Raw genomic sequence first — 20,352 nt, forward strand, 5'->3', positions numbered from 1 at the left:
AATCACAGTGCTGTTGGAGTTCTCACAAGATATGAACTGCTGCTGTATGAACTTCATTCATATCATATGCTATGGATAACCCGTAGCTATTTCAAAGAAAGAACTTTTATTACCTACATGTTGCAGTAAGACAATAGCCTACAGGTTCAATATATCTGTTTTTCTCCCTGTTATAAAGCGATTACATATTACGAGCTGCTCTATGTGGAAAATTCACAAACAAAATGTTTAGTTAGAGAGTGTTCTTTGATATAATAGTAGGTGCTGGAGGGATACTATGTCCAATATATTTCATAAAGAAGACTTTTCCAAGGTGCTTGCAAAGCACGGTATGATATTGCAGGAGCATCAGCTTCGGCAGTTTGAAGAGTACGCATCCATGTTGATCGAATGGAATCAGAAGATAAATCTAACCGCCATAACCGATCCGGATGAGATTTATGAAAAGCATTTTCTGGATTCCATATTGCCTTCCTTTGATATGTCGATACAGGGCAGCTTCTGTGATGTCGGGGCGGGGGCAGGTTTTCCGGGAATACCTTTAAAAATCATATATCCCGAGCTGGAGCTGACAATTGTGGAGACTCTGGGAAAAAGAATTACTTTTTTAAATGCATTATGCGACAAGCTGAAGCTCAAGGGCGTTGCCTGTGTGCATGAACGCGCTGAGGTCTATGCAAAGGACCATCGGGAAAGCTTTGATATCGTCAGTGCAAGAGCTGTGGCGAATCTGCCGCTACTAAGTGAGCTGTGCATACCGCTGGTGAAGAAGCAGGGCAGCTTCCTCGCGCTAAAGGGTGCCAATGGGGATGAAGAATACGCATTGGCTGAAAAAGCAATTCGACTTCTGGGTTGTGAAATGAAGCAGAGGGATGTGCATACATTGTCAGATGGATCACAGCGGATCAATTTCGTTTTTGTAAAAACGAGACCGACACCGAAGAAATATCCGAGACCGTTTGCACAGATGAAGAAAAATCCCCTTTGAGGAGGAATAGAATGAAAGATACAAGAATTGTGGATATTGATCTGGTCGAGCCGAATCCTTATCAGCCGCGTCTGGAATTTGATGATGAAGCGCTGATGGATCTGGCACAATCCATTCGTGAAAACGGGCTGATTCAGCCAATCACGGTTCGCGAGATGGATGGAAGATATCAGATTATTGCAGGTGAGCGAAGATTCCGTGCACTGAAGCTGAACGGTGCTGTTGATGTACCGGTTCTGATCATGGATGCCAATGAAGTGCAAATGGCGGAAATGGCACTGGTTGAAAATATCCAGAGAGAGAATTTGAGTGCGATTGAAGAAGCGAAATCCTATGTGGAGATCATGAAATATTCCGGACTGAATCAGAGTCAGCTGGCATTGCGTGTCGGCAAGAGTCAGTCGTCTATTGCGAATAAAATCCGTCTGTTGAATCTGGATGAGGATGTGCAGGAGGCTGTCAGTACTAAAAAAATCAGCGAACGGCATGCACGGGCACTGATTGGGCTGGATGAAGAAAAACAGCACGATGCCCTCGAAAAAATTGTGAAAAAGGGCATGACGGTTGCACAGACGGAAAAAATGCTGAAGGAACAGGCACAACCGAAAAAAGAAAAGAAAAAAGTGATGCTGAAGGGTATCAGCAAGAATATTAAAATCGCGATCAATACGATCCATCAGGCGGTCAGTATGGTGAATCGCGCCGGTACAGCGGCAGAAATAAACGAAGAGGAACATGAGGATGAAGTAATCATTACCATTCGCATTCCAAAATAGAAAGGAAATGATCTTATGGGTAAAATCATAGCGGTATCCAACCAGAAGGGCGGCGTAGGTAAGACGACGACATCAATTAACCTTGCTGCAGGCTTGGGATACCTTGGCAATAAAGTGCTTCTGGTCGATTTTGACCCCCAGGGAAATGCCACTCAGGGTGTCGGTGCAGAGGTCGGTGAGGATAAGCTTTCTGTTTATAATCTGATTATGGAGGATTACAAGGTGGAGGATATCCGGAAGAAGCTGACATCTCCACCAATCGATATTGTTCCTGCAAGTATTGCACTGGCGGGAGCCGATTTGCAAATGGTAAAATTTGAAGTAGGAAAAGAAGAGCTGCTAAAGAATAAGCTGGAGCTGATCAAGGATGAATATGACTTTATCATCATTGACTGTCCGCCTTCTTTGGGATTGTTGAATACAAATGCTTTAACTGCAGCGGATTCTGTAATTATACCGGTACAGTGTGAGTATTATGCATTGGAGGGAGTTACACAGCTGCTTTTGACCATTCGTCTGGTACAGCAGCTCTTCAACCGTAATCTGATGATTGAGGGTGTTGTGCTTACAATGTATGATGCACGAACAAAGCTGAGCGTTGAGGTACAGCAGGAGGTACGTCAGCACTTTAAGGATCGCGTTTATAAGAATTACATACCTAGAAATGTCAAGCTGAGTGAAGCACCGTCCAGAGGAATGTCCATTTTTGAATACGATGTCCGCTGTGAAGGCGCAAAGGCATATGCAGGGCTGTCGAATGAAGTTGTGAAGATGAATAAGAAAGCAAAAGCCAGATAGGGAGGTGGATGAATGCCGAAAAAAGAGAATAGCGCAAGACTTGGAAAAGGATTGTCTGCCATCTTTGGTGAAGATGTCGGTAATGTGCTGGAGGATATTCAGCAGGGAAAGACTGAGGTTCATGAGGACTCCAAATTTGAGGTTGAGGTAAAGGATGTAAAACCGAATCCGTATCAGCCGCGAAAAAACTTTGATGATGACAAGATTCAGGAGCTGGCTGATTCTATTAAGCTGCATGGTGTATTTACGCCTATACTGGTCAAGAAAGCGGTTAAGGGCTATGAACTGATTGCCGGAGAACGCCGATTGCGGGCCAGCAAGGTTGCCGGATTAAAAACCATCCCTGCTATTCTAATGGAATTTGATGATCAGCAGATGATGGAAATCGCACTGCTGGAAAATATTCAGCGCGAGGATCTGAATGCCATTGAGGAAGCACAGGGCTATGAAAAGCTGATCAAGAAGCTTGGCTATACACAGGAAGAGCTGGCGAAGCGGATTGGGAAGTCAAGAGAGCATGTGGCGAATATGCTGCGGCTGTTAAAGCTTCCAAAACCGGTACAGCAGTATGTTATCGATAAGCAGCTGAGTATGGGACATGTGCGTGCTCTGCTTGGTTTAAAGGATGCATCACAAATAGAGGATGTGGCAAAAAAAGCCATTCAGCTTCATCTGAGTGTGCGTGCTGTGGAAACACTGGTTAAAAATATGAATGAACCGAAAAGTGCACCGGAGAAGAAGCAGCGGGATATCAATCTGGATAAGGTACAGGATCGCCTGCAGAGCCGTTTCCAAACAAAGGTACGCATTGATGAGAAGCAGATTACTATACGCTATGATGGCAATGAAGATTTAAACCGCCTGCTGGAAATGCTGGGCGGCATTGAGGAAGAATAAAGAAAAAACAAAAGTCAGATGATTCGATTTCATTTTCAGGCGATATTAAAAACGAAAAAACGTATAAAGATCAGGCTCTTTCAGATGGTTCTTTCTCAATTGTGGGTAAATAAAACAGGGAGAATACAACACTATTGTATTTATCAATAAAAGTTGTATTCTCCCTTTTGCATACACCTTAAAGAAAGAACCTTTTAGATTACTTGATCTTTTTTTATTTATGAGCCTTTCTATGCAGATGAAGTCCTTTTCTGCATTTTTTATTTTCGTATGAATTATGTGTATTACAAACAATCATTATTTATACAAATCATCAGACATGTGTCTTGTCACCTGTCATTATATATGCTATACTGAGGCAGATACAACGGTTTAGAGAAAGGGAGATGAAGATACTGCATAAATCAGCAGTATCATCAAAGGATATGACAAAACAGGAAGAAATTAAACAGCTGAAGCTTGAAAAGGATGCCGTATTGCTGGCACATTACTACGTACCTGCACAGGTGCAGGAGATTGCAGATTATGTAGGAGATTCCTTCTATCTGAGTAAGGTGGCGTCCAAACTGACGAATAAGGTGTTGGTTTTTTGCGGAGTTTCCTTTATGGGAGAGAGTGGAAAGCTATTAAATCCGGACAAAGCAGTGCTGATGCCGGATGCGTCCGCTGACTGTCCGATGGCACATATGGTAACAAAAGAAGAGATTGATGATGTAAGGGCACGTTATGAGGACCTTGCAGTTGTATGCTATATCAACTCAACTGCTGAGATCAAATCATGGTCGGATGTATGCGTCACCTCAGCGAATGCAGTGCAGATTGTGAAGAAGCTGCCCAATCAGAATATTTTATTTATCCCGGATAAAAATCTGGGACGTTATGTGGCAGAGCAGGTTCCGGAAAAGAATGTCATGCTGGTAAAGGGATACTGTCCGGTTCATGAGGAAATGAAGGTAAAGGAAATCCAGGAGCTGAAGCAGCTGCATCCGCTTGCGGAAGTGCTTGCTCATCCGGAGTGTAATGCCTCTGTGCTTTCGATTGCAGATTATATCGGTTCAACAACCGGGATTTTGAAGCAGGCAGCTGCAAGCAATGCAAAGGAGTTTATCATTGCTACGGAGATTGGTGTCCGCTATGAGCTTGAAAAGCAGAATCCTAAGAAGACATTTTACTTTCCGAAAACAGAGCCGGTATGCATGGATATGAAGAAGATTACACTGGATGGTATTCTGCACGTTCTGCGTACTGGAGAAAACGGTGCAGCTGTAGCTTCGAATATCGCCGAGCCATCAAAGGCAACCCTGAACAGAATGCTGGAGCTTGCGGCGTAAACCGCCTTAAGGAGGCGAATTATGCAATCAGATATGTATTATGATGCCGTCATTGCAGGGTGTGGAGTTGCAGGTCTTTATACGGCTTTAAATCTGCCGGAAACCATGCGAATACTGATGATCTGTAAGGGGGATATGGCGGAATGTGATTCCATGCTGGCACAGGGGGGGATCTGTGTGCTTCCTGATGAAGAAGATTATACTGCCTATTTTGAAGATACCATGCGTGCAGGCCATTATGAAAATAACAGAGAGAGTGTTGACATCATGATTCGGCAGAGCAGACCAATTATAGAAGAACTGCTTCGGCTGGGTGTCCGCTTTGAACAAAATGAGGATGGAAGTCTGCGATATACCCGTGAGGGAGGACATTCCCGTGCAAGGATATGCTTCCATAAGGATATAACAGGAAAAGAAATTACGACTGCCCTGCAGATGCATGTTCGAAGCTGTTCGAATATTACTGTTATGGAGCATGCCCGGATGTGTGATCTGCTTGTCGAGCATGGTGTCTGCAAGGGAATCGCACTGGAAACCAAAGATCAGCAGGTTGTCCATGTCCATGCAGAGGATACGGTGCTTGCGACAGGAGGTATCGGTGGTTTGTATGAGCATTCCACCAATTATCCAAGTCTTACAGGAGACGCCTTGCGCATTTGTAAAAAGCATGGGATTCAGCTGGATCATCTGGATTACGTGCAGATTCATCCGACCAGCCTGTACAGCCGAAAAAAGGGAAGAAGCTTTTTGATTTCCGAGTCTGCCAGAGGAGATGGGGCGATTTTACTGAATAAAAAAGGGGAACGCTTCGTAAATGAGCTGCTGCCAAGAGATGTTGTATCTCAGGCTATTTTTGAGGAAATGAAGAAGGATGACACCGAGCATGTCTGGCTGTCCTTTCAAAATGTCCCCAAAGAGACCATACAAAGTCATTTTCCAAACATTCAGGAGGCCTGCCGTAAGGAAGGCTATGATATTACAAAGGAAAGTATCCCGGTAGTTCCTGCGCAGCATTATTTTATGGGAGGAATCCATGTGGAAAGTCATTCACAGACAACAATGCAGCATCTGTATGCTGTTGGAGAAACCAGCTGTAACGGTGTGCACGGGAAGAATCGCCTTGCCAGCAACAGTCTGCTGGAGAGTCTTGTTTTTGCGAAAAGAGCAGCTGATAACATAACAGTCTGCCGGAAAGGAAAAAAAGCATATGAATCCAATTACGATGCAGCTTGTTGCTGATAAATATATCCGTCTCGCTTTAGAGGAGGACATTAACGGTGAGGATGTAACAACCTGCTCCGTTATGCCTGATTATAAGGAAGGAGAGGTTCAGCTTATTTGCAAGGAAGACGGCATCATTGCCGGTCTTCAGATTTTCGAGCGTGTATTTACGCTGCTGGATCCGCAAACACAGGTTGATTTCCTTGTTAAGGATGGAGATAAGGTCACAAACGGTCAGCTGATGGGGAAGGTGCACGGGGATATTCGTGTTCTGCTATCCGGTGAGCGGACTGCGTTGAATTATTTACAGAGAATGAGTGGAATTGCCACATATACCAGAAACGTAGCGGATATGCTGGAAGGCTCTAAAACCTGTCTGGTAGACACTAGAAAAACAACACCGTGCATGCGGGTGTTTGAGAAATATGCTGTTCTTGTCGGAGGCGGAAAAAATCATCGCTATAATTTATCCGACGGGGTGCTGTTGAAGGATAATCATATCGATGCGGCAGGCGGTGTAAAGCAGGCAATTGAGGCCGCAAGAAGGCATGCGCCGTTTGTCCGTAAAATCGAAGTCGAAACAGAGAATCTTGACATGGTGAAGGAAGCAGTGGAGGCCGGTGCAGATATTATCATGCTGGACAATATGACCCCTGCCCAGATGAAGGAGGCTGTACAGCTGATTGACGGACGTGCAGAAACGGAATGCTCCGGTAATATCACAAAAGAAAACATTGAGCTGATGAAGGATCTCGGTGTGAATTATGTATCCAGTGGAGCATTGACACATTCCGCTCCGATTCTGGATATCAGCCTGAAGCATTTGAGCGTCCTTGGTAAGTAAAGAGAAAATCATATGGATAAGAAAGTAGCAGACAGCCCTATGGCTACAGCTTTGACAGGCTCTCAGCGCAGAAAACGTATTCTGACCATGATGAGGCAGTCTTCCCGTCCACTCTCCGGTGGTGCACTGGGAAGAGATACTGGTGTCAGCCGTCAGGTTGTGGTACAGGATATTGCTCTGCTGCGTACGGAGGGATATCCGATCATCGCCACTGCACGGGGCTATATATTGAATGAAACAAAAAAAGCAGTTCGCCTGTTTAAGGTCTGTCACACAACAGAGCAGATCAGTGAAGAGCTGGAAACGATTGTTGATCTTGGAGGAAGTGTGGAGGATGTGATGGTGAATCACAGAGCCTATGGAAAAATGTCGGCGCCTCTGCGCATCCGAAACCGCCGGGATGTGGCAGTTTTACTGGAAAATCTAAAGACAGGTAAATCAACTCCACTGATGAATGTGACCGCAGGTTATCACTTTCATCATGTAACAGCGGATTCACAGGAAATACTGGATGAAATTGAAGAGCATCTCCGTCAGAAGCATCTGCTTGCGGAATTTCTGCCTTATGAGCTGGAGGAGGAAAGCATACCGGATATAAAATAAACAAAGGCTGCATTCTGGCCTTTGTTTTCTCTATAGGAAGAGACTATTTGAAACTTATTTCAGTTCTTCAGTATCTCTTTTCGTATAAAATCAACAGTAGCGTCCGTTCCATGATCACGCTGATATTCCAGAATCATCTTCAGCATTGCCTTTGTCTCTTCATGCATGATAACATTGTCATAGCCGTTCATGAAGTATTCGTACGCACTTCCGTCATGATAATTTTCCTTCATATAGATGCGGGAAGCGGCAGTACGGTCGCAGTACATTTCCACAAGATAATGAAGTGGCATTTTCACCGGACGGATACCGCCTACGGCATTATCCAGCCAGTATTCCCAGTGATGCTTGTTGCGGCCTTTATGATGCAGCCAGCCTAGGGAATAGCCTTTTACTTCCTTTTCATAATCAATGGGACTGCGATTTCCCTGGAAATACTTGACACCTGCACAAAATTCAACAGGAGTGTATTTGGATAGATCATGCAGAAGTCCCTGTTTATATAAACCACAGCGAAAACACAGCTTTGTGACCGCAAGCTTGTGTGCAGTTATTGTTTTAAAATGTCCCCACAGCTTATTCATAATCTGCACTCCTTTCACATTCCAGTCTATTTTACCACGATAGGAATTGTTCAGACAATTCTTTTCCCTAGTTTATGAAGCTTCCCGCTTTACGAATGGATGTATTGCTTATTTCTTTTCCTTTTCATATAACGTTCACGTAGTGTTCACAAAGGGGATGTATGATATAGACACAAGCAAAGCAATGCTTGTGAAATCTTAATAAAGGTAATGGAATGTTTCCCCATCCCTATAAAAAAACAAACAGCTATCATGTTTACAATATTTTTTCATTTCCATTACCTGCCTTCATGCTGAACCTCTGTCCCTCGCAGAGGTTCTTTTATTCGTTTGATTTACATGAAAGCTTTTTCTTAAGCTTTACCGGCAATAAAACAACAGCTAACGCGGGAGCTGCTGTTAATGACTCACTTAAATTACATGCGATAATACGATGTGCAGCTACTGTGTGAAGTGTTTGCATTTGAAAATCATATTCTCTGCATTTCTGTATCCGTTTTTCGTATAAAAATGCGAGTGCATCTCATCATTTACGCTGAGCAGCTCGATGAAGGAAGCACCGTTCTCTTTTACGGTTTTCTCCATTTCATTTAGAAAATGCGTGCCAAGATGTGCTCCTTGAAATTGTCTGGCAATCACGATTTCTTCCAGATAATAGCCGGTCAAATCATCAAATTCTTTGAAATATCCCATGACGAATCCGCTGATAGCATGATCAGCCATCTGTATAAAACACAGCGCATCCTCTATCGTCATGAGCTGATGGAGTCTTTTATATGCTTTATCATAAGTCCAGCAGCCTCCTTCATAGGTATTATAATAGTCTATGTACAGCTTTACCACTGCATCTAAATGTTGACTCTCCATTCTTTTGTAGCGTATATTCATCATTGTCTCACCTGTCCTTTTCTATAAAATATATGCTTATCTTTTTTGACAGCATACTGTGAATGGAATCCGGATTATAAAGGATATACACAGGGACCTTCTTTGCCATTCTATAACATCATTATACAGATATTGTATAAATATTCAAACATACTTCACCTGCTGTTCACACGCAGGGTGTATGCTGTACATACAGACAGTTTTGTCTGAAAGAAGGGTAATGACAATTTCCTACTCATCCATATGTTATCCATCGTCATTGCCGCAAAGCCTCTGTCCTGTCACAGAGGTTTTTTTTGAGGTGTTTTAAAAGTATATATGTTTTTATATAAAAATATATATTTATGTTGCGCATTGAGAATTTTGAGTTATAATATAAGCATCGGAGGTGTGCTATGATACCGAAATATATGCAGGTATATACAGAGATAAAGGATACGATTCAGAAGGGAAGCTATAGCGCAAACGAAATGCTGCCAAGCGGAGAGGAATTCGCAAAGCAGTATGCATGCAGTGTGTTAACGGTTAAAAAGGCGCTGGATCGTCTTGTCAGTGAGGGTGTGATTGTAAGAAAAAGAGGTCTGGGAAGCTTCGTAAAGAAATGCAGAACAGGTCCGGACAGAATGCAGGGGGTACCTGTTATCGGGCGGGATCTGATTCGTGAGGAGGTTACCTCTGTTGTTGAGAGGTTTGAGGTAGTGACATGCACTGCAGAGCTGGCGGATAAAATGAATATACAAGCCGGAGAGTTTGTGTATGAAATAGAGCGTATTCGCTTGTATAAGCAGGAGCCAAGAGTTGTAGAATATACATGGATGCCGCTGCAGATCATACCGGGACTTCAGCGAAGGGATGTGGAAACCTCTATTTATGCGTATATTGAAAAACAGCTTCACAGGCATATACAGGGTGCACATCTGTCATTTCAGGCTGTTCGTCCGCAGGCACTGGAAAAGAAATATTTTCACATGAATGACAATGATTTTGTATGTCAGGTGGAAGAGCTCGCATATCTGGATACATCTGAGATATTTGAGTATTCCATAGCACGGCATCTTCCACAGTATTTTCACTTTGAAACCAATGTAATAAAGGAACTATATGATAACTGAACCAATGTTGAATACCCGCATACAGCGGGAGAATGGAGGATACAATGTATTTTGAAAAAACAGCAGGATTTCCAGATGATTTCCTATGGGGCAGTGCATCCGCTGCCTACCAGATTGAAGGTGCGGATCGCGAAGATGGCAAGGGCATTTCAAACTGGGATGAGTTTGTAAAGATACCTGGGAAAACCTTTAAAGGCACTACCGGTGCAGTCGCTGTCGATTTTTATCATCATTATAAAGAAGATATTGCACGAATGGCTGAAATGGGATTAAAGACCTATCGGTTTTCTATTGCTTGGACAAGAATATATCCACAGGGAAATGGAAAAGTAAATGAAACAGGTTTAGCTTTTTACGATAATGTTATCAATGAATGCTTAAAATATGGAATCGAGCCTATGGTTACCATCTATCACTGGGACATGCCGCAGGCGCTGGAAGATGCATATCATGGTTGGGAGAATCCACAGATTATAGAGGACTTTGTAACGTATGCCGTTACTTTGTTTGAACGGTATGGAGATCGTGTAAAATACTGGATAACCATGAACGAACAGAATATTTTCACCTCTATGGGCTGGATGGAAGGACTTCATCCACCGGGAAAAACAGATCAGCTGAAGCTGTTCTATCAGGTAAATCATCATGCGAATGTTGCACATGCACGGAGTGTATTGGAATTGAAGAAACGCTTTCCTCATGCGATGGTGGGCGCAAGCTTTGCGTTTTCTCCATGCTATGCGATTGATTGCCGTCCGGAAAATGCGATGGCAAAAGCAGACTTTGATGATTTACGCAATTACTGGTGGCTGGATATCTATGGATATGGCCGTTATCCAAAGAGTGCTATGAAATATCTGAAGTCTATTGACTGCGCACCGGATATTACAGCGGATGAAATGCAGGATATCCGTCAGGCTGCGTCTTTGATTGATTTTATGGGTGTCAATTACTATCAGACAGCGGTTGCCGAATATAATGATATTTATGGTGTTGGCGCTAATCACGAGGTGAACACAACAGGAGAAAAGGGAACAGCAAAAATCAGCGGAGTACCCGGATTGTATAAAAATCCTGCCAATCCGTATTTGAAGACAACGGATTGGGATTGGACAATCGATCCAATGGGTATCCGTATGTGCTGCAGGACAATAACCTCACGTTATGATTTGCCTATCATTATATCCGAGAACGGTCTTGGAGCGTTTGATAAGCTGGAAGAGGATAAGACGATACACGATCCTTATCGTATAGAATATCTTCGCGCACATATTGCGGAACTGAAAAAGGCGGTTGCTGATGGCTGCGAGGTACTGGCATACTGTACATGGTCCTGCACGGATTTGTTAAGCTGGTTGAACGGATATCAGAAGCGTTACGGTTTTATTTATGTGGAGCGGGAAGAGGATGATGCCAGTGCAACCTTGAACAGGTATCCAAAGGACTCTTTTCACTGGTATGCTGAGGTGATAAAAACAAACGGGCAGAATTTGTAAAGTGTATAACGTGGATAGATTGATAAATATGGATAATCAGAATTATGCTGTTCATGATTTCCCATTTCAGGTATAATAGGATATATACGAAAGCGGTAAAGGATGGGATTATATGAGTCGCGAAAAATTAAAGGAACACTATGCAGAGATAATCAGAAATCAACTTAAAATGCAGAACCCGGAAGGTACGGTTTCCATATATCATAAGCTATTGGAAAATGAATATGAGGAAGATTCTGCTGTTGATGTACTGGCATTCTATATGGAAAACATGGTTGTGGACATGCTGAAGCATGAAGAAGATTATGATGAGCAAAAATGGAATCATATGCTAAACGGGATTCGAATTTATAATCTTGAAGAAGCGGATAAGGTCACTGCTTATGATATGAAGAAAATAACCGCAAAATTAAAAAAAGAATTCGGAAGTATAAAACATGGTGATGAAGAGCCTTATTTGGAAGGATTGGCAGCTTATGAGAATAATCTTCAGGTTATGGTGGAGCGCTATCAACTGAATTCCAGGCAGCTTCGGACGATTGTTGAGATATGGATGCTTCTGCTTTACGGCTCTCTGCATCAGAAGACCTATGACTTCTGCGCAGTTGCTGACCTGGATTTGATTGAAATAGCAAAAAGTTTAGAATGGTATAGTAATCCAATCATAAATCCAAAGCTGTATGATACTCTTAAAGCTGAAGATATCGCAGCTTTGGATAAAAATAAGATATGTGAAGGATCTGTAACAATGGCATTTCGACTGCTCATCAGAATACACGAAAGTATGGATTTTTGGGAAAAGAAACTAGGTAGTAATGGATATTTGAATTATTTATCAAATGTAGAAGCGTTTGAGTAAAGAACGAAAAAGCATGGTGTACTTATACGCCATGCTTTTTTGTAAGAATACAGAAACATCAGATAAACTATTTAACAGCCTTTATTTGCCGCAACGAAAGCTGGTAATGATTTCATGAATTTTAGCGGCATTGGCTGCAATATCTTCACTGCTTCCTTTTGTCAGAAGTCCTCCGAACCCGCAGACATCCACACCGTTTTCCAGCCATGTTGTCAGATTGTCAAGATTGATTCCCCCGCTTGCCAGAATCGGCATATCCGGAATCGGTGTTTTAAAAACCTTTACCAGCTTTGGACCATAGAAATCGGAAATAGGAAATGCCTTGACGAATGCCGCTCCGCTGCTTAGCGCATCAACACATTCGGTAATGGTGGTACATCCCGGTGCATAGGGAATCTGATAGCGATTGCACATTTTTGCGACCTCTTCATTATAGTTCGGGGCAATGATAAAAGCAGCACCATGCAGGATTGCGTGTCGTGCTGTTTCTGCGTCCAGAACTGTTCCGGCACCTACGCAGAGTGCATCTCCATATTTTTCAGAAAGACCCTGTATGATATCTCCGGCGTTATTTAACGTATAGCTCATTTCCATGACAGGTACGCCGCCCTTCATGCAGCCCTCGGCTATTTCACATGCGCGATCCAGTGTTTCCGCACGAACGATTGCAAGTGCACCTGCCTCATACATACGGTTTGTGACGTTCATTTTTTTCATATTCATAATGACATCCTCCTTGCCTATATCTTACGTTGTTTTAGAAACGCTTACAATTGGATGAGTGAACAAAATTAGAGGTGAAATATGTGCGCTTAAACAAATGAGATAGCAGCTGAAAAGATATTGTACATCCGGTTGGCTTATGCTTAAAAAGCCTATGAATAAAGGATTTTTTGAAGGTCAGCTAACACACATATGATATATAGAAAACATTATGCTCCGGCTTTCGGATGCTTTTTTTCAACTTTGTGCGTTTGACCAAAAACGGCACAGGCTTTTTAGTTTGTTTGAACATAGCGACTTGAAAGCGATTTCAATATAATGTAGGTGTAAGGAGGAATTCAAGATGAGTATTGAATTGACTAGAGTAGATTTCAGACTGATTCACGGTCAGGTTATCACCAGATGGCTGACACAGTACCAGATCAATGAAATCGTAACAATCGACACTGCCCTGAGCAAGGATGCTTTCATGCAGGAAGTATTTAAAATGGCAGCTCCAAAGGGTGTAAAAATCACAATTGTAAATGTAGAGGATGCGGTAAAGCGCCAGCAGGAGGGTGCCTTCGATAAGAACCGCGTTATGGTTCTGTTCAAGGGTGTGGCAGAACTGAATGCCGCAGTACAGGCAGGCTTGAAGCTGGAAAAGGTACAGATCGGCGGTCTTGGCGGAGGGCCGGGTCGTAAGGCTGTCAACAACGCAATCACACTGGACAGAGCAGATGCGGATACTCTGCTTGAACTGGAAAAGATGGGGATCGAAATTTATTTCCAGACAACTCCGGATTATCCTTCCGAAACACTTCAAAAAGCTGTCGCTAAATTATAACAGGAGGACATGTATATGGTAATTCAAGCAATCTTAGTCGGTATACTGTACTGGCTATCCATGGGACGCGCGAGCTATTTTATCTCGTTTGCATTCCGTAAGCCGGTCGTACTTGGCGTATTTATCGGTCTTGTATATGGGGATGTACAGACCGGTCTGCTGTATGGTGCAACCATTCAGCTGATGTATATGGGAGGTATCGAAGCCGGCGGAAATATTCCAAGTGATCAGGGACTGGCAACATGTATCGCAATCCCTGCCGCTATCGCAAATAATCTGGATCCGGCTGCTGCCGTGGCTCTGGCTGTTCCATTCGGGGTACTTGGCGTTTTAATCAATAATGTGCGTCGTACCATCAACTCTTTCTATAACACGAAGGCTGATAAATTCGTAGAGGACAAGCAGTATGACAAGCTGTCCATCTTCTCCTTTGTACTTCCATGGCTTACCAATGGTGTGCTATATTTCACACCGGTATTCATTGCGACATTATTCGGCTCCAGCGTTGTACAGGCATTCATCAATGTAATTCCGGAATGGGCGATGAACGGACTCACCAACGCAGGCAATATGCTTCCGGGGTTAGGTTTCGCACTGACACTGGTTGTCATGGGAAAAAAGAAATATCTGCCATTCTTCGTACTGGGATTCTTCCTGTATTCTGTCATGGGCTTCTCCATGCTGACAGGAGCAGTCATTGCATTATGTCTTGCACTGATCGTATCCCTATTCAAACAGAACGATGAGGAGGAAGTTGCATGAGTGAAGCAGTAAACAGTGTAGCCGCTGAAGAAAAGAAAACAATCGTAACAAAAAAAGACCTGTTAAAGGCATGGTGGAAATGGACACTTGCAGTCGAGGTTCCGGTAAGCTTTGACCGTATGCAGGCACTTGCCTTCGGATATTCCATGAACAAGGTATTGCGTAAGCTGTACAAGGATGACCCGGAAGAGCTGCAGGCAGCAATGCGCCGTCATACATCCATGTTCAATACAAACTGTGACTGGGGAAGTATCATTCACGGTATTACGATTTCACTGGAGGAACAGCGTGCGCTAGGTCATGATGATATTTCTCCGGAGGTTATTCAATCCTTAAAGCTCGGTCTGATGGGACCACTTGCCGGTATCGGTGACAGTGTGGATCAGGGAATTGTTGCGACAATTCCATTGGCAATCTTTGTTCCGATGGCACTAGAGGGCTCTGTAATCGCCGCCTTTATTCCTGGCTTAATCTATATCGCATGGAGCTTTGGCTGGTCCTGGTTCCTATTCAACAAGGGATATTCTCTGGGTAAAAATTCCGTATTGGAAATCCTGCACTCCGGAGCAATCAAAAAGGTTATTGACATCGCAAGCATCGTTGGTCTGTTCATGATCGGATGTCTGTCAGCCTCTTATATAAAGGTGCAGACCATTGTGGAATTCGCCAGTGATACATCAACGGTGAAGCTGCAGGAAATCATTGACGGAATCCTGCCGAATATGCTGCCGTTCATCGTTGTTATGGGAATGTATCTGTATATCACGAAACGCGGACCGAAGTATATCCGTCTGATGATTTATACAATGATTATTGCAATCGTATTGACCTTCTTCCATATTATATAAGATGTGAACAAATCCATGGAAGAACATGGATTTGTTTTCTTTACAGACATATGGAGGATAAGAAAAGGAAGGAGCTTATATGAAGGTACTGATAACCCCGAGAGGGTTTGCGAATTACGGTCTGGATCAGGTGGAGCGAATGAAGTCCAAGGGTCTGGAGGTACATTACAATGCCACGGGTAAGGCATATACACATGAGGAGTTTAAAGCACTGGCGAAGGATGCCGATGCCATTATTGTCGGTGTGGATAAAATGGACAGAGAAATGATGGAGGGCTGTCCGAATCTGAAGGCGGTCTGCAAGTTCGGTGTCGGAACGGATAATATCGATCTGGATTATGCAAAAGAGCGTAATATCCATGTCGGACGCTGTGTGGGAAGCAATTCCCGCTCCGTTGCAGAGCATGTACTGTCTATGATGTTTATGGAAGCAAAGAATCTGTATACGAGTGTAAGGGATGTGAAGCATCATGGCTGGAATAAACCGACAGGCAGAGAGATCTATGGAAAGAAGCTGGGAATCATCGGCTTTGGAATGATCGGCAAGTATCTTGCCGAGTATGCTTACGGCTGTGGCATGGAGGTATATGCCTATGATGCCTTTGCAATCGCAGAGGAAACCGCAAGGCAGTACCATGCACAGATTTCCACACTGGAGGATATCCTTACAGACTGTGATTATATCTCTTTACACGTACCGCTTCTGGAGTCCACACGGAATATGATTTCCACAGAGGAATTCAAAAAAATGAAGAAGGATGCCTGCCTGCTGAATGCAGCACGCGGCGGTATCGTGGATGAGGAAGCTTTATATGAAGCATTGAAGAAGAAAGAGATACGAAGTGCATGCTTTGATGTGTACAGCAGCGAACCTCCAAGGGAAGATGATAAGCTGCTTACACTGGATAATTTCCTGTTAACGCCGCACACAGCCGCAAGAAGCATGGAAAGTGAACAGCGAACCTGTGCAATGTCTACGGACATCATACTGGAACAGCTGATAGGGAACTAGGTGAATATATGATAGAATGTGTAAAAGAATATCTGAGCAATATTACATCGGAATTAGGGAAAAATATAGAAGATATGGATATGGAAAGCATTGAACGTGCAGCCCATATCATAATGGAAAGTGAAAAGCAGGGAGGACGGATCCATGTCACGGGAATCGGAAAGCCGGGGCATGTGGCAGGCTATATCGCATCCCTGCTGTCTTCCACAGGAACGAGTGCCTATGAGCTGCATGGAACAGAGGCCGTTCACGGATCCAGCGGTCAGGTGAAAAAAGGAGATGTGGTGATTGCCATATCCAACAGCGGAGAAACGATGGAACTGGAGGCAACCGTACAGACACTTATAGCAAACGGAGCACACATCATCAGCTGTACGGGAAATCCGCAATCGACGCTGGCAAAGCAGTCGGAGGTATGTCTGGTAGCGCATGTGGATGAAGAAGGGGATGCGCTGAACAAGCCGCCGCGTGCCTCCATCCTGTCGGAGATCCTCATCCTGCAATGTCTGAGCGTAGTCTTGCAGGAAGCGAAGAAGCTGGATTTAAACCAGTATGTGAAATGGCATCCGGGCGGAAGTCTTGGTAAAAGTATCAAAGAGCTGCAAAAATAAACAGGAGGAGCTATGGAAAAATTTAATATTGTAATCGGAACACATGGAAGATTCGGAGAGGAGCTTGTAAACTCTGCGAGAATGATTGCAGGAGCATTGGAAAATGTACAATGCTGTTCTCTGCTTCCGGAATATTCCTTTGAGGACTACATGAAGCTTGCGGATGAAACCATGTGCACCAAGGAAGGCTTTACCATTGTCCTTGTGGATCTGTATGGCGGAACTCCATGCAATGTATTTACCGTCATGAGCAGAAAGTATCACTACCCCGTGCTTACCGGACTGAACCTTCCAATGCTGATCGATCTGTATCTGAAGCTTTCCAATATGGATGAAGCGGATCTCGATGAGGAGGCACTGCTGAGGGAAACGATGGAAACTCTGCAAACCAGCTGTGTTCATACGAATACACAGCTGGAATCCTGAACAAAGCTGTCTGGACAAACCCTGTCATATGAATTATAATTTCCATGAAAGCACTATCATGCAGAAGGGGATATATTATTCTGGTTTACCGTGTGGTACTATTGGCATACAGGGAAGATGTCAGACTTCATGAGAGTTCAACTCTTGCGAAAGGAGAGATCATATGCTGATAGGTGAAGTTTTTGAGGAGTTTATAAATGTCGTTCAGGAAAACAATCGCTATACGATTGGGCTTGTGAATGATAATATGACAGTGACATTATGCAGTAATAAAGCGGAAATCGGACGGCAGATTGATGTAAACCGTCCGGATAAGCACAATGCATTTTTTGAAGTACGTGTAAAGGGACAGGATTTCGGCTTCCTGTGGGTGAGTGGCAATGATGAAAATCTGCCGATGATCAGTAAGCTTTTGAATGAATCCCTTACCGTACGGCTGATGTATGAAATCAATCAGAAAACCTTAAACCAGAAGGTCACTAAGGATGACGAGCTGGTGAAGTATATACTGAATACGGAAAACTTTGATATGAATCATGTGTTAAGCCTTCTGGATGAACTGGAAATAGATAAAAATAAACCAAGGGTGGCGATTTATGTGGTTCATAATGAAGGATTCAATACAAAGGATGTCATGCGATTGAAAATGAAGCCGGACAGTAAGGAAATCATCTATTCTCTGTTGAATAGCAAATGCCTGCTGATCTTCAAGGATTTGCCGGAAACTTGCCAGTCATCGACAGATTTCAAGCCGTTTATACGTGACTATATCCGCAGTCTGCGGGAATGGGAGATGACAGACTGTTATTACTTTGTCGGTTCCATTCAGAAAAAGCTGCGGCAGTATGCAATCAGCTATCAGAATTGTCTATGGCTGAAGAACCATGTAACATACGAGAAGGATGTCCCGGTATTTTTCTCCGATTATCTCTATGACTATTTTCTGTCAAAGGTAGCGGTGGATGATATCAGGGATGTGTTTGATTATTATAGGGAATGCGGAAAAGGTGTCGATATTGAGGAAATGGTGGACATCTGCGATAAACTGTTTGTGAATGATTTCAATCTGACACAAGCCGCAGACGATCTGTTTCTGCATAAAAATACATTGATATATAAGCTTAAGAAATATGAGGAAGTTTTTCAGATAGATGTCCGGGGAAGTTTTCAGGGAAAGGTTCTCTTAATGCTGATATCCTATGCATTGAGAGAATATCAGAAACGAGTTCAAGTAGGTGATGAAGCATGAGTACAAAAATCAAACTTGCACGGATAGACAAACGATTACTGCATGCGACAGTTGCTTTGAACTGGAATCAGTTTATCGATGCAGACAATGTACTGATTGTTGATCCGGATTATGTGAATGATCCATTTATTGCTGATGTAATGCAGCTTTGTCTTCCCAAGACCATGAAAGTTAAAATTTTCTCCATAGAACAATTTCTTGAATATATCAATGAAGGACGCAATATTAAGGCAATGGTTATTTTTCCTAATTTAAGTGTTGCCTGTGATGCAGTGAAAGCGGGTTTCCGTACGAAGGAAATTCAAATGCCGTATCCGGCAAGCCGTATGATGATCAAAAGCCTCTCGGATTATTTCAGTGAAGAAGATATTGAAAAGATCCGTTATATCCAGAGTCAGGGAATCCGTATGTTCTTTCAGACGGCGCCCTTTGACAATAAGGATTACTCGATCTTTAAAAAATAAAGAAAAGAGGACAAATATTTATGTTTGACGGTATTATAACACCAATCGTAACACCGTTTCATCGTGATGAGGAACAGAGTATCAACTATGAAGCGACAAAGCAGCTGATCGATCATTTGATCGCTAAGGGCGTTAAGGGAATCTTCATCCTTGGAAGCAATGGAGAGTTTCATGTGATCGAGGAAGCGGAAAAAATAGAATTTGCCGAAAAGGTGATCGGGATGGTTGACCACCGTGTGCCGGTCTATGTAGGGACAGGGGCATGCAGCACAAAGGAAACCATCCGTCTGTCAAAGAAGATGGAGGAGCTGGGTGCGGATGCTCTGAGTGTCATCACACCGTATTTTCTGACACCGACAGAGGAAGAGCTGGTACAGCATTTCACAGCGGTTGCGGAAAGTGTAAGTATTCCCATCATTCTCTACAACATCCCAAAGGCAACAGGCTGTAACTTAAGCGCAGAGGTTGTGGGACGTCTGGCAGAGGTAGAAAACATTCGCGGTATCAAGGACAGCAGCGGAAAGGAAGAAAATCTGAAGGCATACGCAGAGCTTGCGAAGCGGGATGATTTTGATCTGCTGATCGGTTCGGATTCCAAAATCAGCTATGGCTATGCTTTGGGGGCAAGCGGTGCCGTGGCAGGAACCTCCAATGTGATAACGGAGGTGCTGGTGGAGCTGGACAGGGCACTGCGTAAGGGAGAAACAGAAAAAGCAGAGGAATTGCAGAAGGACATTGATGTACTGCGCGGCGTATTGAAGCTGGGAACGGTACCGGTTGTCATGAAGCGTGCGGCAGAGCTGGCAGGGATTGCGGAAATCGGACCGGCAAGAAAGCCGGTACAGGAATGCAGTGCACAGGATGATGAGAAAATCAAAGAGATGCTGCAGCATTATCATTTATTATAAAAAAGACCTGTATCCTTTTGGGATATGCTTAAATAAGGTTTAAGAAAAGAGGAATTCAAACTATTGGTGTTCATCCATAGATATTGAATTCCTTTTTTAGGATTTGTTTGAAGTGTATTTGGAAAT

The 20,352-nt window shown here is 43.4% G+C and carries 23 protein-coding genes; 20 read left to right on the forward strand and 3 right to left on the reverse strand.

The annotated features are described in order from the left end of the window. Positions 1-277: 277 nt before the first annotated feature. From rsmG to G4D54_00840, 8 genes are all read left to right on the forward strand, one after another. Complete coding sequence (gene rsmG, locus G4D54_00805) at positions 278-988, forward strand: 16S rRNA (guanine(527)-N(7))-methyltransferase RsmG (GenBank protein QJA01050.1); 711 nt, start codon at positions 278-280, stop codon at positions 986-988. Between the two features lie 11 nt (positions 989-999). Continuing rightward, the gene (locus G4D54_00810) at positions 1,000-1,764 is read left to right on the forward strand and encodes a ParB/RepB/Spo0J family partition protein (GenBank protein ID QJA01051.1); all 765 of its coding nucleotides are present in this window, start codon (positions 1,000-1,002) and stop codon (positions 1,762-1,764) included. A gap of 15 nt (positions 1,765-1,779) precedes the next feature. Next, entirely contained in the window at positions 1,780-2,562 is a 783-nt protein-coding gene (locus G4D54_00815) for a ParA family protein (protein ID QJA01052.1), read from the forward strand. A 12-nt stretch (positions 2,563-2,574) separates the two neighbouring features. Then, complete coding sequence (locus G4D54_00820; protein QJA01053.1) at positions 2,575-3,459, forward strand: ParB/RepB/Spo0J family partition protein; 885 nt, start codon at positions 2,575-2,577, stop codon at positions 3,457-3,459. A 425-nt stretch (positions 3,460-3,884) separates the two neighbouring features. After that, positions 3,885-4,790: a quinolinate synthase NadA gene (nadA, locus tag G4D54_00825; protein ID QJA05128.1), complete on the forward strand. Its 906-nt coding sequence runs from the start codon at positions 3,885-3,887 to the stop codon at positions 4,788-4,790. Positions 4,791-4,811: 21 nt separating this feature from the next. Then, a complete protein-coding gene (locus G4D54_00830; GenBank protein QJA01054.1) occupies positions 4,812-6,029 on the forward strand; it encodes an L-aspartate oxidase in 1,218 nt (405 codons plus the stop codon). Then, on the forward strand, positions 5,998-6,855 hold the full coding sequence (nadC, locus tag G4D54_00835; protein ID QJA01055.1) for a carboxylating nicotinate-nucleotide diphosphorylase: 858 nt from the start codon (positions 5,998-6,000) through the stop codon (positions 6,853-6,855). Before G4D54_00830 ends, nadC begins: the two co-directional genes overlap by 32 nt. Positions 6,856-6,894: 39 nt before the next feature. Beyond that, entirely contained in the window at positions 6,895-7,458 is a 564-nt protein-coding gene (locus G4D54_00840) for a transcription repressor NadR (protein ID QJA05129.1), read from the forward strand. A gap of 59 nt (positions 7,459-7,517) precedes the next feature. Here G4D54_00840 and G4D54_00845 read toward each other — a convergent pair whose 3' ends face one another. After that, on the reverse strand, positions 7,518-8,042 hold the full coding sequence (locus G4D54_00845; protein QJA01056.1) for a catalase: 525 nt from the start codon (positions 8,040-8,042) through the stop codon (positions 7,518-7,520). Positions 8,043-8,483: 441 nt separating this feature from the next. Then, on the reverse strand, positions 8,484-8,933 hold the full coding sequence (locus G4D54_00850) for a GNAT family N-acetyltransferase (GenBank protein ID QJA01057.1): 450 nt from the start codon (positions 8,931-8,933) through the stop codon (positions 8,484-8,486). Between the two features lie 392 nt (positions 8,934-9,325). Between G4D54_00850 and G4D54_00855 the strand changes: the two genes are divergently transcribed. From G4D54_00855 to G4D54_00865, 3 genes are all read left to right on the forward strand, one after another. Continuing rightward, positions 9,326-10,042, forward strand: a complete 717-nt coding sequence (locus G4D54_00855; protein ID QJA01058.1) for a GntR family transcriptional regulator — start codon at positions 9,326-9,328, stop codon at positions 10,040-10,042. 44 nt (positions 10,043-10,086) lie between these two features. Beyond that, complete coding sequence (locus G4D54_00860) at positions 10,087-11,538, forward strand: glycoside hydrolase family 1 protein (GenBank protein ID QJA01059.1); 1,452 nt, start codon at positions 10,087-10,089, stop codon at positions 11,536-11,538. Between the two features lie 112 nt (positions 11,539-11,650). Then, positions 11,651-12,397 (forward strand): hypothetical protein, encoded by a 747-nt coding sequence (locus G4D54_00865; protein ID QJA01060.1) that lies wholly within the window; start codon positions 11,651-11,653, stop codon positions 12,395-12,397. A gap of 81 nt (positions 12,398-12,478) precedes the next feature. On the opposite strand, the gene G4D54_00870 is transcribed toward G4D54_00865, so the two are convergent. Further along, complete coding sequence (locus G4D54_00870; GenBank protein ID QJA01061.1) at positions 12,479-13,120, reverse strand: ketohydroxyglutarate aldolase; 642 nt, start codon at positions 13,118-13,120, stop codon at positions 12,479-12,481. A gap of 343 nt (positions 13,121-13,463) precedes the next feature. On the opposite strand from G4D54_00870, the gene G4D54_00875 reads away from it, so the two are divergent. The 9 genes from G4D54_00875 to dapA all read left to right on the forward strand — a co-directional run bounded on the left by G4D54_00875 (position 13,464) and on the right by dapA (position 20,226). Then, complete coding sequence (locus G4D54_00875; protein ID QJA01062.1) at positions 13,464-13,946, forward strand: PTS sugar transporter subunit IIB; 483 nt, start codon at positions 13,464-13,466, stop codon at positions 13,944-13,946. A 15-nt stretch (positions 13,947-13,961) separates the two neighbouring features. After that, positions 13,962-14,708 carry a PTS sugar transporter subunit IIC gene (locus tag G4D54_00880; protein ID QJA01063.1) on the forward strand — a complete coding sequence of 249 codons (747 nt, stop codon included), beginning with the start codon at positions 13,962-13,964 and terminating at the stop codon, positions 14,706-14,708. Next, positions 14,705-15,556, forward strand: coding sequence for a PTS system mannose/fructose/sorbose family transporter subunit IID (locus G4D54_00885; protein QJA01064.1), 852 nt, complete (start codon positions 14,705-14,707; stop codon positions 15,554-15,556). Before G4D54_00880 ends, G4D54_00885 begins: the two co-directional genes overlap by 4 nt. Positions 15,557-15,635: 79 nt before the next feature. Beyond that, entirely contained in the window at positions 15,636-16,568 is a 933-nt protein-coding gene (locus G4D54_00890; protein QJA01065.1) for a phosphoglycerate dehydrogenase, read from the forward strand. Between the two features lie 8 nt (positions 16,569-16,576). Next, positions 16,577-17,179 (forward strand): SIS domain-containing protein, encoded by a 603-nt coding sequence (locus G4D54_00895; GenBank protein QJA01066.1) that lies wholly within the window; start codon positions 16,577-16,579, stop codon positions 17,177-17,179. Between the two features lie 12 nt (positions 17,180-17,191). Further along, complete coding sequence (locus G4D54_00900; protein ID QJA01067.1) at positions 17,192-17,605, forward strand: PTS mannose transporter subunit IIAB; 414 nt, start codon at positions 17,192-17,194, stop codon at positions 17,603-17,605. Positions 17,606-17,768: 163 nt separating this feature from the next. Further along, positions 17,769-18,854 (forward strand): PucR family transcriptional regulator, encoded by a 1,086-nt coding sequence (locus G4D54_00905; GenBank protein QJA01068.1) that lies wholly within the window; start codon positions 17,769-17,771, stop codon positions 18,852-18,854. Beyond that, positions 18,851-19,318: a PTS sugar transporter subunit IIB gene (locus G4D54_00910; GenBank protein QJA01069.1), complete on the forward strand. Its 468-nt coding sequence runs from the start codon at positions 18,851-18,853 to the stop codon at positions 19,316-19,318. Before G4D54_00905 ends, G4D54_00910 begins: the two co-directional genes overlap by 4 nt. A gap of 20 nt (positions 19,319-19,338) precedes the next feature. After that, positions 19,339-20,226: a 4-hydroxy-tetrahydrodipicolinate synthase gene (gene dapA, locus G4D54_00915; protein ID QJA01070.1), complete on the forward strand. Its 888-nt coding sequence runs from the start codon at positions 19,339-19,341 to the stop codon at positions 20,224-20,226. Positions 20,227-20,352 lie beyond the last annotated feature (126 nt).

It is taken from the genome of [Clostridium] innocuum, from assembly GCA_012317185.1.
GTDB lineage: Bacteria > Bacillota_I > Bacilli_A > Erysipelotrichales > Erysipelotrichaceae > Clostridium_AQ > Clostridium_AQ innocuum.

Bases quoted from the DNA above. Each gene is read 5' to 3' on its own strand.
- rsmG (QJA01050.1), top strand. From the start codon at position 278: ATGTCCAATATATTTCATAAAGAAGACTTTTCCAAGGTGCTTGCAAAG.
- G4D54_00810 (QJA01051.1), top strand. From the start codon at position 1,000: ATGAAAGATACAAGAATTGTGGATATTGATCTGGTCGAGCCGAATCCT.
- G4D54_00815 (QJA01052.1), top strand. From the start codon at position 1,780: ATGGGTAAAATCATAGCGGTATCCAACCAGAAGGGCGGCGTAGGTAAG.
- G4D54_00820 (QJA01053.1), top strand. From the start codon at position 2,575: ATGCCGAAAAAAGAGAATAGCGCAAGACTTGGAAAAGGATTGTCTGCC.
- nadA (QJA05128.1), top strand. From the start codon at position 3,885: ATGACAAAACAGGAAGAAATTAAACAGCTGAAGCTTGAAAAGGATGCC.
- G4D54_00830 (QJA01054.1), top strand. From the start codon at position 4,812: ATGCAATCAGATATGTATTATGATGCCGTCATTGCAGGGTGTGGAGTT.
- nadC (QJA01055.1), top strand. From the start codon at position 5,998: ATGAATCCAATTACGATGCAGCTTGTTGCTGATAAATATATCCGTCTC.
- G4D54_00840 (QJA05129.1), top strand. From the start codon at position 6,895: ATGGCTACAGCTTTGACAGGCTCTCAGCGCAGAAAACGTATTCTGACC.
- G4D54_00845 (QJA01056.1), bottom strand. From the start codon at position 8,042: ATGAATAAGCTGTGGGGACATTTTAAAACAATAACTGCACACAAGCTT.
- G4D54_00850 (QJA01057.1), bottom strand. From the start codon at position 8,933: ATGATGAATATACGCTACAAAAGAATGGAGAGTCAACATTTAGATGCA.
- G4D54_00855 (QJA01058.1), top strand. From the start codon at position 9,326: ATGATACCGAAATATATGCAGGTATATACAGAGATAAAGGATACGATT.
- G4D54_00860 (QJA01059.1), top strand. From the start codon at position 10,087: ATGTATTTTGAAAAAACAGCAGGATTTCCAGATGATTTCCTATGGGGC.
- G4D54_00865 (QJA01060.1), top strand. From the start codon at position 11,651: ATGAGTCGCGAAAAATTAAAGGAACACTATGCAGAGATAATCAGAAAT.
- G4D54_00870 (QJA01061.1), bottom strand. From the start codon at position 13,120: ATGAATATGAAAAAAATGAACGTCACAAACCGTATGTATGAGGCAGGT.
- G4D54_00875 (QJA01062.1), top strand. From the start codon at position 13,464: ATGAGTATTGAATTGACTAGAGTAGATTTCAGACTGATTCACGGTCAG.
- G4D54_00880 (QJA01063.1), top strand. From the start codon at position 13,962: ATGGTAATTCAAGCAATCTTAGTCGGTATACTGTACTGGCTATCCATG.
- G4D54_00885 (QJA01064.1), top strand. From the start codon at position 14,705: ATGAGTGAAGCAGTAAACAGTGTAGCCGCTGAAGAAAAGAAAACAATC.
- G4D54_00890 (QJA01065.1), top strand. From the start codon at position 15,636: ATGAAGGTACTGATAACCCCGAGAGGGTTTGCGAATTACGGTCTGGAT.
- G4D54_00895 (QJA01066.1), top strand. From the start codon at position 16,577: ATGATAGAATGTGTAAAAGAATATCTGAGCAATATTACATCGGAATTA.
- G4D54_00900 (QJA01067.1), top strand. From the start codon at position 17,192: ATGGAAAAATTTAATATTGTAATCGGAACACATGGAAGATTCGGAGAG.
- G4D54_00905 (QJA01068.1), top strand. From the start codon at position 17,769: ATGCTGATAGGTGAAGTTTTTGAGGAGTTTATAAATGTCGTTCAGGAA.
- G4D54_00910 (QJA01069.1), top strand. From the start codon at position 18,851: ATGAGTACAAAAATCAAACTTGCACGGATAGACAAACGATTACTGCAT.
- dapA (QJA01070.1), top strand. From the start codon at position 19,339: ATGTTTGACGGTATTATAACACCAATCGTAACACCGTTTCATCGTGAT.